This window comes from Vibrio sp. IB15, assembly GCF_016406055.1.
GTDB classification, from domain to species: Bacteria; Pseudomonadota; Gammaproteobacteria; order Enterobacterales; family Vibrionaceae; genus Vibrio; species Vibrio chagasii.
The window spans coordinates 1-13,365 of record NZ_JAEFCE010000018.1; the positions used below are offsets into that span (position 1 = coordinate 1).

General features: G+C 44.3%; 8 protein-coding genes. 4 read left to right on the forward strand and 4 right to left on the reverse strand.

The annotated features are described in order from the left end of the window. Nucleotides 1–153: 153 nt before the first annotated feature. On the reverse strand, nucleotides 154–2,337 hold the full coding sequence (locus JC606_RS08925) for a malate synthase G (RefSeq protein ID WP_198778444.1): 2,184 nt from the start codon (nucleotides 2,335–2,337) through the stop codon (nucleotides 154–156). Between the two features lie 118 nt (nucleotides 2,338–2,455). Further along, complete coding sequence (locus JC606_RS08930; protein WP_063525311.1) at nucleotides 2,456–3,409, reverse strand: LysR family transcriptional regulator; 954 nt, start codon at nucleotides 3,407–3,409, stop codon at nucleotides 2,456–2,458. A 129-nt stretch (nucleotides 3,410–3,538) separates the two neighbouring features. Between JC606_RS08930 and JC606_RS08935 the strand changes: the two genes are divergently transcribed. Next, nucleotides 3,539–5,137, forward strand: coding sequence for an isocitrate lyase (locus tag JC606_RS08935; RefSeq protein ID WP_137408600.1), 1,599 nt, complete (start codon nucleotides 3,539–3,541; stop codon nucleotides 5,135–5,137). A 254-nt stretch (nucleotides 5,138–5,391) separates the two neighbouring features. Beyond that, the gene (locus JC606_RS08940; RefSeq protein ID WP_198778445.1) at nucleotides 5,392–5,991 is read left to right on the forward strand and encodes a hypothetical protein; all 600 of its coding nucleotides are present in this window, start codon (nucleotides 5,392–5,394) and stop codon (nucleotides 5,989–5,991) included. A 99-nt stretch (nucleotides 5,992–6,090) separates the two neighbouring features. Here the strand turns inward: JC606_RS08940 and JC606_RS08945 are convergent, their stop codons facing one another. Together JC606_RS08945 and JC606_RS08950 are read right to left on the reverse strand one after the other, a co-directional pair. Next, entirely contained in the window at nucleotides 6,091–6,483 is a 393-nt protein-coding gene (locus tag JC606_RS08945; RefSeq protein ID WP_061032179.1) for a cystatin domain-containing protein, read from the reverse strand. A 205-nt stretch (nucleotides 6,484–6,688) separates the two neighbouring features. After that, nucleotides 6,689–9,118, reverse strand: coding sequence for a M9 family metallopeptidase (locus tag JC606_RS08950; protein ID WP_198778446.1), 2,430 nt, complete (start codon nucleotides 9,116–9,118; stop codon nucleotides 6,689–6,691). A gap of 415 nt (nucleotides 9,119–9,533) precedes the next feature. Here JC606_RS08950 and JC606_RS08955 point away from each other — a divergent pair, with 415 nt between their 5' ends. Beyond that, on the forward strand, nucleotides 9,534–10,712 hold the full coding sequence (locus JC606_RS08955) for an acyl-homoserine-lactone synthase (RefSeq protein ID WP_198778447.1): 1,179 nt from the start codon (nucleotides 9,534–9,536) through the stop codon (nucleotides 10,710–10,712). A 6-nt stretch (nucleotides 10,713–10,718) separates the two neighbouring features. Then, entirely contained in the window at nucleotides 10,719–13,334 is a 2,616-nt protein-coding gene (luxN, locus tag JC606_RS08960) for a quorum-sensing autoinducer 1 sensor kinase/phosphatase LuxN (protein WP_137406259.1), read from the forward strand. Nucleotides 13,335–13,365: the final 31 nt, after the last annotated feature.

Sequence of the window (13,365 nt, forward strand, 5' to 3'; positions counted from 1 at the left end):
CATATCACTTACTACCGTTTTTGTTTTTAGTTCCCGCTAATCCGCGATGAACCAAAAAAAAGCCGCGCTATATTGCGCGGCACCTTGGGCTCGGTTAAGGGGGGTTACTTTTATCGTTGTTATTCTTTTCTTTCTTATTATCCGGTTGTTTTGCTACTTAAGTGATTTCAGCTTCAAGCGCATAGCGTGGAGTACTGGCTCTGTATAACCGCTTGGTTGAGCACAGCCTTCAAACACCAACTGACACGCTGCAGAAAACGCAATGCTGTTTTCAAAATTAGGCGCCATATTCTGGTAGCTTGGATCCCCAGCGTTTTGCTCATCAACAACAGCAGCCATGCGCTTCATCGTTTTCATCACTTGGGCTTCATCGCAAATGCCATGGCGTAACCAGTTTGCAATGTGCTGGCTCGAAATACGCAGTGTGGCACGGTCTTCCATAAGTCCTACGTTATTAATATCAGGAACTTTCGAACAACCTACACCTTGGTCAATCCAACGCACTACGTAACCTAGGATGCCTTGCGTGTTGTTATCCAATTCATTTTGAATATCTTGTGCAGTCAGCTTTTGATTACCCAGTAGAGGAATAGTAAGGATATCGTCAACGTTCGCTCTCACACGCTCGCGCAGCTCTTTTTGGCGACTCGGTACACTGACCTTGTGGTAGTGCAATGCGTGTAACGTGGCAGCGGTAGGTGAAGGAACCCAAGCGGTATTAGCACCCGCTTGTGGATGACCAATTTTGGCATCCATCATCTTTGCCATGTTGTCTGGTTCTGGCCACATACCCTTACCAATTTGGGCTTTACCTTGCAGGCCACAAGCTAAGCCCAGATCAACGTTTTGATCTTCGTAAGCGCCAATCCATGTCATGGTTTTAAGTTGTGTTTTAGGAGCAAATGGACCCGCTTCCATACTCGTATGAATCTCGTCACCCGTTCGGTCTAAGAAACCTGTGTTGATGAACACAACACGATCTTTAGCGGCGCGGATACACTCTTTCAAGTTCACAGAGGTACGGCGCTCTTCATCCATAATGCCAACTTTGATAGTAAAGCGTTCTAAACCTAATGCGTCTTCAATGCGACCAAACAGCTCATTGGTAAATGTCACTTCTTCAGGGCCATGCATCTTAGGTTTTACGATATTGATGCTATTAGCGATCGAGTTTTGGTACGGGCTGTTACCTTTCAAATCATGCATAGCAATCAGTGAGGTAATCATGCCATCCATGATGCCTTCAGGTACTTCATTCCCTTCATCATCAATGATCGCTGGGTTCGTCATTAAATGACCAACATTACGAACAAACAACATGCTTCGGCCTTTAAGCGAGATCTCACCACCCGTTACGCTGGTGTATTGGCGATCTGGATTAAGGCTACGAACAATGGTCTTGCCATTTTTTTCTAGCGACTCTTGTAGGTCACCTTTCATCAAGCCTAACCAGTTACGGTAAGCCAGTGCCTTATCTTCACCATCAACAGCGGCTACTGAGTCTTCACAATCCATAATGGTAGTCAGTGCAGATTCCACCAGCACATCTTTAATACCGGCTGCATCAATGCTGCCGATTGGTGCACTAGGATCGATTTGAATTTCAATATGAAGGTTATTGTGTTTAAGCAGGATACAAGAAGGCGCACTAGCGTCACCCTGATAACCAATAAATTGATTGCGGTCGATTAGCGTGACTTCTTCGCCGTTATCTAGAGTCGCGGTAAGCGTGTTGCCGATACTCACGTTACTGATGCTGTATTTAGTCACGTCTTTATGAGAAACGCCATTGAGCGGTGCGGCATCATCAAGGAAACCACGAGCATAACTCACCACTTTGGCACCACGTACAGGGTTAAAGCTGCCGCCTTTCTCGGCGCCATCACTCTCGCTGATCACGTCTGTGCCGTAGAGCGCATCATATAGACTGCCCCAGCGCGCGTTTGCTGCGTTAAGTGCAAAGCGCGCGTTCATGATAGGCACTACAAGCTGCGGCCCAGCTTGTGTTGCGATTTCAGGCTCAACATTGGCAGTCGTTACTTGGAAGTCATCGCCTTCAGGTACTAGGTAGCCGATCTGCTGTAGGAACTGTTTATATTCTGCAGCATCCAGTGTTTGACCCGCACGCTCTTGGTGCCATACATCGATTTGATGTTGGAGATCTTCACGCTTGATAAGCAATGCACGGTTCTTTGGTGCCAGATCTTTGAGGATGGTTGCAAATGACTGCCAGAAGTCTTCTGCAAGAATACCCGTGCCAGGGATGATCTGTTCATTAACTAGTTGGTAGAGGGTGCTATCTATGTTCAAGCTTCCCTGTTGAATACGACTGCTCATAAAATCTCTCTCAAGTTAATCACTGACTACTCACTTAAATTTACGTAACTGACGAAAATTTAGCTAATTTATGCCACTTATAATGGACATTCACAAAAGAAATACCCTAAAAATAGGGTTATTCCGTCACACCACTTTCAATTTCATTGGCGACACTTTTTATCAAGCGACGCATCCACTGGTGGTCTGGATTGGTTTGTAACAACGGGCTCCACGCCATCTTCACTTCAAAAGGTTCGATGGCAAAAGGAGCAGGTTTGATCAATAACTTAGGGTTGTTGCGTTGCAGCTGTGCTGCTTTGGTTGGGATGGTAAGGATCAGGTTTTTCTGTTGCGCGAATAAAATCGCTGACAGGTAATGTCGAGTAAACACGGTAATGTTTCGGGTTTTACCTATACGCATTAGCGCTTCATCGATCCAACCTAATTTCTGCGCTTCACTTGGGTTAATCCCAACACCCGTACCCATACCGGTTTTGCTCACCCAAATGTGTTGCGCTTTTAAGTAAGAAAGAATATCGAAATTGTCAGCTATCGGATTATCGCAGCTGAATAGGCAAGAGAAGCCGTCGTGCCAAAGGCTCATCTGGTGAAAAGACTGAGGAATATCGTCGAAGCGGTTAATGATGATATCAACGGTACCCTGCTCTACATCCTGATAACTCACGTCACTTGGCGTCATAATATCGAGGCGTATTTTCGGCGCTATCTCACTCAACTTTCTTAATAGCGGCTGAATAATGGTGGATTCAGCATAGTCACTCGCCATGATACGAAATACGCGTTCACTGTCTTCTGCGTTAAATTCCGTCGTCGGTTGCAAGGTCTTTTCTACATTCGCCAAGATGTTGCGAATCAAAGGTTGCAACTTTTGCGCGCGCTCGGTTGGCACCATTCCTTCACTTGTTCTGACCAGCAACGGATCCTCAAGTAGATCGCGTAATCGGCGCAGTCCATTACTCATTGCAGGCTGAGTAATCCCCAGCTGATTCGCTGCTCGCGTAACGTTTCTTTCACGTAGCAACATGTCTAAATACACAAGTAAATTAAGGTCTATACGAGCAATATTCATATAAAAAATACCGAATATAATAACTATAAATTAACAAAATTATCACATGTGTGATTATTCTTTGTCCATAGCAAAGTTTTAATCCAAGCCAAGTTGGCAACCATACCCACGTGAAACTAAGGAATAGTTATGTCGCAAATTACACAAGATATCGAAATGATAGAAGTTGCAAAAAGCGCTGCAGGTGCTCCATGGGATGCAATCGATGCTGAATCTGCTGCTCGTATGCGAGCTCAAAACAAATTCAAAACAGGTCTAGATATCGCACAATACACGGCAGATATCATGCGTGCGGATATGGAGGCTTACGATAAAGACAGCTCTCAATACACTCAGTCTCTAGGTTGCTGGCACGGTTTTATCGGCCAACAAAAGTTGATTTCTATTAAGAAGCACTTTGATGGTAAAACAGATCGCCGCTACCTATACCTTTCTGGTTGGATGGTTGCAGCACTTCGTTCAGAGTTCGGTCCACTACCAGACCAATCAATGCACGAGAAAACATCAGTTGCAGCGCTAGTTGAAGAGCTATACACCTTCCTTCGCCAAGCAGATGCACGTGAACTAGGCGGTCTATTCCGTGAACTAGACGCAGCTCGTGAAGCAGGTGATGTTGACCTACAAGATCGCATCCAAGACCAAATTGACAACCACGTAACACACGTAGTGCCAATCATCGCGGATATCGATGCTGGTTTCGGTAACGCAGAAGCGACTTACCTAATGGCTAAGCAGATGATTGAAGCAGGTGCATGTTGTCTACAAATCGAGAACCAAGTTGCCGATGAGAAGCAATGTGGCCACCAAGACGGCAAAGTAACCGTACCTCACGCTGATTTCCACGCGAAACTTCGTGCACTTCGTTACGCTTTCCTTGAGCTAGGCATCGACAACGGCATCATCGTTGCGCGTACCGATTCACAAGGTGCAGGTCTAACAAAAGAAATCGCAGTAGTGAAAGAGCCGGGCGACCAAGGTGACATCTACAACTCTTACCTAGATGTTGAAGAGATCGATGTAGCTGACATGAAACAAGGCGACGTTTGCTTCAACCGTGAAGGCAAGCTGGTACGTCCTAAGCGCCTACCATCTGGCTTGTACCAATTCCGTCAAGGTACTGGTGAAGACCGCTGTGTATTTGACTGTATTGAAGCAATCAACGCGGGTGCTGACCTGCTTTGGATTGAAACAGAGAAGCCCCACATCGGCCAAATCAAAGAGATGATGGATGGCGTTCGTGAAGTACACCCTAATGCGAAACTGGTATACAACAACTCTCCATCGTTCAACTGGACGCTAAACTTCCGTCAACAAGCATACGATGCGATGGTTGAAGCTGGTGAAGACGTTTCTGCCTACGACCGTGCTAGCCTAATGAGTGCTGAATATGACGAAACTGAATTGTCTAAACGAGCTGATGACAAGATTCGCACATTCCAAGCAGATGCGTCTCGTGAAGCAGGTATCTTCCACCACCTAATTACTCTACCTACTTACCACACTGCAGCGCTGTCTACCGATAACCTTGCGAAAGAGTACTTCGGTGACCAAGGCATGTTGGGCTACGTTGCTAACGTTCAACGTAAAGAAATCCGCCAAGGTATCGCATGTGTTAAACACCAAAACATGTCTGGTTCAGATATGGGTGATGACCACAAAGAGTACTTCGCTGGTGAAAACGCACTAAAAGCAGCGGGTGAACTGAATACATCGAACCAATTTGATTAATCGCTGGCACTTTTTTGATTAGTCACTAGCACTTTTGATTAATCGCTAACGCTAAAGCCTCCCCCGCCCTTCTCTCTTACTTCGGTAAGATCCGGGGGAAGGCTTTGAGATAAGGCTTGTACTGCCAGCTTTATCTCAAAGTCTCAGATTTGTGCCCTAACCCACGGTCAGCTAAGCAACATCTGTTTAAGCTAACCGTATTCATGTTTTATGAGATTCCTGTTTGTTGAAATTTCTTTTGATTGAGAGTGCCTATGACTTCAATACCTAAACACCTACAAGATGCAAAAACACTGCTATCAGAAAATGGTTTCGCAACAGGTGATACTTGGTATCACGGAACCTCTTCAGCATTAATCGCTTCTATTAAAGGCCAAGGACTAAAACGCTCGGGTGATAAAGCACTCAACCAAGCCGCCGTAAAAACCATGGCAACCATCGGCAATAACTACACCGAATCTGTAGAGCCTGTGTTCCTAACTCAGAGCAAAGAGCTTGCGTACTACTGGGCACAACAAACGGTGAGAGAGCGCAGCGTTCGTTTTGAAGGTGAGGAACAACCTATCGTATTAGCGGTAAACCTGTCTGAAAAACAGCGCGCTAAAGTAAGGCCGGACGTGGGTGCGATGAGCCTGTTAATGATGAGTGTGGGCGAGCAGTTTATGGCTCATCTCGCTAAAGTTTACCAAGATAACAAGATTGCAGGCCCTGATATCGATCTTCGTACTGCAGACCGCATGGATTACCTAAATAAACTGGGTATGGCATACATCGATGAAGATATCAGCCGAGCTTGCGTTGTTGAGTTATCTGAAAGCGAAGTATCAGAACCTGAATTATCTGAGGCGGAATAAACCGTTACGAGCTTACGATAAAGCGCTAATCAGAATAAAAATGGCTCCAAGTTGGGAGCCATTTTTGTGTGAGACGTTATATTTGATAGCTAGCTTAGACTACTGACACAAACGGCCTTGCTGCGCGGCCTGAACCATTTCGATATCGCCTTGTAGAGAGCGGTATACAATCGTATTCCACACTTCACCATTATCCATTTCAAACTCAATCGCGTAATTCAAACCAGCCACCACTTGAGTTCGAACACTCAAGATTTGTTGAAGCTTTGCAGACGTGTTCATTTGGCTAAGCACGGCGTCTAGCGCTTGCTCTGCTTGTGGTGTGACTTCACTTTTCGACCAACCACCAGTTAGGTTTTTAGTACTACAGATCGGATTCGTATTCTCTTGTGACTGAGTCATCACTTCACCATTCTGACTGCATCCAGCCAGAGCAACCACGCCAACTAAAGTCGCAACTCCAAGTAGTGATGTTAATCGTGCTTTCTTCATAGATCCTCACTAAATAAATCATTCAGTTTTAACAAGTGACCACACCGTTATCTCGATGTTTCATATGCTTACAAGCTTAAACCGCCAATGTCATCACTTCATCAGAGATTATGGTGCAAATACTCTATAAACACAGAAAACTGTCAGAAGAACAAAGCCGAGTGTTTATACTCGGCTTGTTATCTATATATTCGAGATTTGTACCTTAATGAAAATAGACTAACATCTCGACATCATCACCTTGCTGTTCTGCACTTAACAAGAAGTGTAAGTACCCTTCCTCAGTCACAGGTATTTGTAGATACTCATTGCTGCCACGATAATCCGACGCATAGTCATGCTGCCCAACGGTTGGCCAATATGCACCGCTTGCAAACAGATCAACATTACCTTTCTCTGCTGGATCATTATTTTGATCGATTAGCCATACGCGAACTTCTTGTACACCCTCTGGAACATAAACGGCAGCGTAACGTTGTTGATGAACAGTAAACAGATGAGCTTTACCAGATTCTAATACCACAGGTGTTAGGTCATCTTGCTCTGGAGACTGTGGAACGGGTTGTTCTGTTTCCAAAGATGCAAACAGCTTCACCCCGTTGAATTCAGTTCGTCCCGTAACGCTCATGTAGTAACGACCGAGCTTAATATATCCCGTCGCCTCTGGCTCAAATACCACCACCTCATTGCTGCCACTGCCATACTGGCTGAACTCAAAGTCATAGTAATGCGCAGCGCGGTTGTAGCTCATGTAGAGATCAGCATCCCCTTGAGGTTTCCCTTCAATTAACACCTCAAAGTGTGTGGTGTTCTCAGGGACGTCAACATAAAATAGCTGCTCACTGTATGCTTCACCGCTCAACACTAGGCTTTGGTTGGCAATAAGAGTCTTGATTTGATCACTTGGTTCTGTCGGTTCAGTTGGTTCTCCAGGCTCAGGTTTGTCTTCACTTGTTACCGTATCTAGCCAACGTTCAAATTCACCGTCGTACTGTTGGCCAAGCACTTTTACCTGCTTTGCCCATTCAGCAAACTGACCAGAACGAGACAGTGCCAGTAAGCTTTGCACTTCATTGGGGTGCTCCTCTAGCATAAAGCGAGTCGCTAAATACCCCCATCGGTAAATACGATTCGAATCATGAGAGTAAGTGGTTGCAAACACATCCGATAGGCGCATCTTGCCACTATCAATTAAGCGTATTGCGGCATCGTAGCCTAGCTTGTAGTGCATATATTCGGCGAAACCTTCTAACCACCACACTACGTAGCCATGAGCCAAGTTATCATTAAATGAGCCATATAGATTGAAGCGTGCATCTAGGTAATGCATGTATTCATGTTCAAAATTCAGAATGGAGAGCTCATCCCCATTGTCGTAACGGTAAGCCACGAAACGCGCGACATTATCCAAGCCGGCCGGATTACCTTCTAAGTACTGACCACCGTTATCTGTCGTATTGCCAAACAGGAATGAAGAGTAATCAGTATAGCTGCCTTTGTTACCAAATACCGCGATCTCAACATTATTATTGTTGTCGTCAGCGACCGGTTGCTGCCCAGTATTAGCCACTTGGTGAAAGTCTGCCTCTTTTGCCGCCAATACATCACATGCCTTTGCAGCTTGTGACTCGGTTAGATTTTGAGAGCGAAGAATAGCAGGACCTTGACACTCGTAGCGGTTAGGTAAGATACGTCGAGCAACGTCGCGTTTCGCCTGTTCAAGATCGAGCCCGTTCAAACCCTCTGGTGCAAAGTAACCCAGCATTTCTACCGCCGCTAGCCACAGTTTGTCGTGCTGACTACCCAGTGGATTTTGCGCCATCACATCTTGCATCACCTGCAACGCTTTATCTTTAGTCGCTTTATCTGGGCTTGCTAGCAACCTTCCAGTCTCGCGCACCGCGTTATAAACCAGAAAACTTGCGTCAGTATCCAAAGCCCAGCGATTTTCGCGAGCAAACGTCGCTAGTGTATCTATATGTTGAGTGTTGTTTGCTAGGTAGTCGTAGAAGTCATCTCGAGCGGCATGGCCGGCCATCGCTCTAAATAGATTATTGAGCCCATCGACCCACTGTGTGTCTTGCGCCGTTTCACGGTTGAAATGGCTAAGTGCCGCAAGTTGTGCATCCATAGTGAGTGAAAGCTGCTTCACGTTGTCGACCATTAGAGTCAGGCTCTTCAGCGCACCAACTTGTTCTCGCCCTTGATTTAGCGAATTAGGATGAGCAAGAAATGCATTGGTTGAGTGTGCAAAGCGCTCGCTCAACGCCTCTGAAAAATCTTCTTCTCGCGCGTTATAACGAACGTAATAAGCTGCGCGTACAAATTCACCTAAGTTTTCAAGCTTGCGTGCTTGCTCAGATTCGCCTTGGTAACGGGCTATCTCTAAGTTCAGTAGATTACTAATTTGGATCAGGCTGTTTTCGCTGTAGATATTGGTTAACGAACTTTTTGATGCAGAGAACCAAGAGCTATAACAACTGTTGTCGGCTAGTGAAACCGCAAGAGCGAGATCAGGTGATAATTGAAGTTCAGACACCTCACATTGGCTTTGAGCAAAAGAGAAAGTAGATGCACTAGAAAGTAAGCAAGCGAGCGCCAAGCGATGACGTGGAAATAAACGAGTATGAAGCATAATTATATTTGTTAATTGTATATTTGGCTCGTCGTTATATTCCCTACAATTATAAAGGTGAATTTAGTTGCGTATTAGTTATGAGATTGCTTCAAAAAATAGATATTTAGTATCAGTTTATAAAACCAAAGGTTTATGCTCACTAGCTACATGTTAGGCTAGGCGTATGAATTGCTCTTAAGTTATTGAGAAAAAACTAATTTAGAGCTTTATAATCTAGAAAAAGTTCGGTTGTTAAGAAAATACGCAAGTAGTAGACTTGCGCTCGATTATGCAACTTGTTTTTAATCTCGTAGACACAAGCAACGTTATTTGTACACACGAAAATAACGTTAGTTCAAGGCTTACATAATATAAGTGTCAGGGAATAAGTGCAGATCGAATAAAAATAATTATATCAATCTAGGTTAACACCATGAAACTACTATCGTCTTTAAACTCGCTATTGGCTAGCGATGAGTCTATCGAAAAGCAACAACGAGCACTAATAGATCTCGTCATCAATACTTATCATACCGAGCAGCGCACCGCTCTTTTCCAAACCGTTACTGACTATCGACGAAACCTCCTTGAATCTTTGTTCCCGGAGCATCAAAACAAAAGCTTGTCAGTGTTGTTTGAGTTGATGGACTATCGCGAACTCATTAAGCGATACCCAAGCACCTTGAACCCTGAATTGGTTTTGTTAGAGAAGGCCGCAAGCCAATGTTATATGTCATGGTTAGACTTTTGGTGCGAATGCGAGATTGCCGTAATAAAGGCAAGATCACCACTGAGCGATCCTCCCAACTCACGTATCGAGTTACCTATTAAAGATTCCGCGTATTATGGCGCGATCATTGAGCACATCGAGTCCGATTCACTCATGGTACAAACACCATGCCATCCACAAGCCATGCCCATCAATGATGCGATTGCTTTAAGTAATCTAGAGATCTTCATAAAGGGTGAAAAATGGTATGAGATGCTGCCTTTATTACACCTTTCGCAATCTGGTAAACACTTTGTCTTGCTCAAGCACCCAGTAGATGAAGCGTTTCCAACACTAGTATCCTCGGCACTTCTGCAAGACTGGTCAACCAAGGACACTTGGTTAAGCTATGCGCCTCCCTTCAGTAATGAACACTGGCAATATTCTATGCCACTTCGCAGCTATGATGAACTGACAAGGTTGAAACTCTTTACAACGCCAGATCTATCGCAATGCAATTCTATTGTGCAGTTTGATCATCACTTCCAGTTACAGATATCCGATACATTGGTGCTTTGTGAAATACTTCGTCTAACCGTCAACGGGAATACCACACAAAAGCTCTTCTTCCTCTATCTTGCACAAAAAGAAATGATTAATCTTTTATACCAAGCCAACTATAAAATAGGCTTCACCATAATTGATCAACCATTGATACTCGACTTTTACAAAGCAATCGGCCCCAAAGCTTACTTTCATTTAGGCGTATGTGATTTAAATGGAAATGGTACGAAGACCTATCGCGGGCTGTGGAATATTAAACTCATGTTAAGAGCGTTTGAGCAAGTTAACTTTCGTGACTACCGACGTATGCTTCGTGAAAACAAAAACACTACGTGGTAATCAACAATGATCGTTTTTGATTTTAACTTAGAAACCATCTCCTATGCGAAAGCAATTATCCTTCTTGCAACTTTAGCAATTGTTGTCATGTGGCTATTTTACTATTGCATTCGCTTGCGACAAAAAAATGAAAGTATTTGGCGATCACATCATGCATCTTATATTGCTTATTCCTGCTGTATAATTGCATGGATAGGATGTAATGCATATTTCCATACTGACTTACTTGTGTTGTTGGGGATGGATACAGCGATCTTCATGGCTAAGTTTGCAAACATTGCCTCTTCTTTGGCTTTTGCTTTTGCTTTTTACTTCTCATGTCAGCTACACGCAGAGCAGAGAAAAGACAACGTTTACTTTTGGCAACGTCTCACCTTCAGCCTACTGGTTACATATTCATTATGTGTAAACTTACAACAAGATCAGACAGTTAAGTACGTGGAAGTGCTAGGACCAAGTCAGTTCAGTATAGAGTTTGGGCCACACACCTCATACTTTTTCAACGCTATGCTTTGCTCTATGCTGCTCACTTTATTCAACCTACTAGCTATGAGGGTCAATAGTAATCGCCTAACACTCGCGAAAACTAGCTATATGATATCTGGGATACTAGTCTACATGCTATCCACTCTAGCGATACAAGTCGGAATGACTTACTTCCTCAAGGACTTTTCGCTAACTTGGCTACCTCCCGCACTCTCCATTAGCGAGATGATGTTTGTTGGCTATGCTCTTCTGACTTCACGTTTCTACAGCGTGAAATATCTTGCTTACATTGGTCTTAATACACTTTTAGTATGCATGATTTTAGCAATTCCATTCGGCGTGATATTCATCCCCCAAACTGACGATAACCAATGGTTAATCGCGATCCCAATCTGTGCGATGATCGGTATCACCTGGCACGTACTCTACAAACGTGTTAGTCACTATGCGTCTTTCTTCGTTTATGGAAACAAGAAGACCCCAGTACAGCAAATACTGGCCTTGGAAGAAGATTTTAAACTGTCGATTGACGATGCAATGCGCCGTTTAGGTCAGCTGTTGCAAATCCCTGAAGACAAGCTTCGTCTTGTTAATAGCAACTACAACGAAACCTTCTACGAAGACTATCTTTCAACAAACGAGTCAGTGCTGGTGTTCGACGAGTTATCTCAAGAGCTGGATTACAAAACACCCTCCAAACTTTCGCTCAAAGCACTGTATGACAAGATGAGTTTGAACAATACCGCCTTGGTTATGCCATTGTTTGGGCAAGGGAAGTCTGTCACACATTTACTGGTATCGTCGCACAAAAGCAATGATCAAATGTTCTCTAATGAAGAGATTTCAGCGCTACAGACCTTACTGGCCCGCGTTCAAAGTACCATAGAAGCCGATAGACGAGTCCGCCAAAGCCGAGCACTCGCCAACTCCATAGCCCATGAGATGCGTAACCCACTTGCTCAAGTACAACTTCATTTCGAGGTCTTGAAACAGCATATCGAAAACCAAGCCCCAGAAAAGCAGGTCCAACTTGACATTGAAAATGGACAAGCGGCCGTTCAGCGCGGGCGACAACTAATTGATATTATATTACGAGAGGTTAGCGACAGCTCACTTGACCATGGACCGGTCTCAATGACTTCAATCCACAAAGCAATAGATCAAGCCGTCAGCCACTATGGTTTTGAAAACGAGAAAATCATCGAACGTATTCGCTTACCTCAACACGCAGATTTTGTGGCAAATCTAAACGAAACTTTATTCAATTTTGTAATTTTCAATCTTATCCGCAATGCAATTTACTATTTTGATTCGTACCCAAATAGCCAAATCGAAATCAGTTCCCAAGTCGGTTCTTACGAAAATATCCTCACTTTCAGAGATACAGGGCCAGGCATTGATGAAGCGATCAGACACAAGATCTTCGACGATTTCTTCTCTTACCAAAAAAGCGGTGGTAGCGGCTTGGGGTTAGGCTATTGTCAACGAGTCATGCGTTCATTTGGCGGCAGAGTGGAGTGTCAATCCGAGCGCGGCCAATTTACTGAGTTCCATCTTTATTTCCCTGTGGTACCCAATGCACCAAAAGCGGACACTTTACGGACACCTTACTTTAACGACTGGCAGCAAAGCCAGACCCATGTCGAAAAAGCCGATGAAGCCGTCTTACAGCCCCAAAACATCAGAACTGAAGAAAAAAAATCCGATGCAATAGCTACACAAGTTACTACGAATAGCATAGCCCCAACCGTGCTCATCGTTGACGACAAAGAGGTGCAACGTACCCTTGTTCAGATGTATCTAACCAGACTGGGCGTAAACAGCCTGCAAGCAAAAAATGGGGAAAATGCCATCGAACTGTTTAGGAAAAATCACGTCGATTTGATATTAATGGATGTACAAATGCCAGTCATGAATGGTTTTGAAGCAAGTCAGATCATCAAGGCACGCTCACCTAACACGCCTATCATCGCTCTTTCTGGTGAGTCAGGCCAGCGTGAACTAGAGATGATCGCACAGTTAATGGATGCCCGCCTAGAAAAGCCAACATCCATAGACGCTCTGAAAATTGTGCTCGATAAATGGCTGTACAAAAACACGGCAACAGAGGCTTCCAAAGAAGCGGAGAGTGAATAGTTGGTTACCCATTATTAGTGGCTGATAAGCG

Bases quoted from the DNA above. Each gene is read 5' to 3' on its own strand.
- JC606_RS08925 (WP_198778444.1), bottom strand. From the start codon at position 2,337: ATGAGCAGTCGTATTCAACAGGGAAGCTTGAACATAGATAGCACCCTC.
- JC606_RS08930 (WP_063525311.1), bottom strand. From the start codon at position 3,409: ATGAATATTGCTCGTATAGACCTTAATTTACTTGTGTATTTAGACATG.
- JC606_RS08935 (WP_137408600.1), top strand. From the start codon at position 3,539: ATGTCGCAAATTACACAAGATATCGAAATGATAGAAGTTGCAAAAAGC.
- JC606_RS08940 (WP_198778445.1), top strand. From the start codon at position 5,392: ATGACTTCAATACCTAAACACCTACAAGATGCAAAAACACTGCTATCA.
- JC606_RS08945 (WP_061032179.1), bottom strand. From the start codon at position 6,483: ATGAAGAAAGCACGATTAACATCACTACTTGGAGTTGCGACTTTAGTT.
- JC606_RS08950 (WP_198778446.1), bottom strand. From the start codon at position 9,118: ATGCTTCATACTCGTTTATTTCCACGTCATCGCTTGGCGCTCGCTTGC.
- JC606_RS08955 (WP_198778447.1), top strand. From the start codon at position 9,534: ATGAAACTACTATCGTCTTTAAACTCGCTATTGGCTAGCGATGAGTCT.
- luxN (WP_137406259.1), top strand. From the start codon at position 10,719: ATGATCGTTTTTGATTTTAACTTAGAAACCATCTCCTATGCGAAAGCA.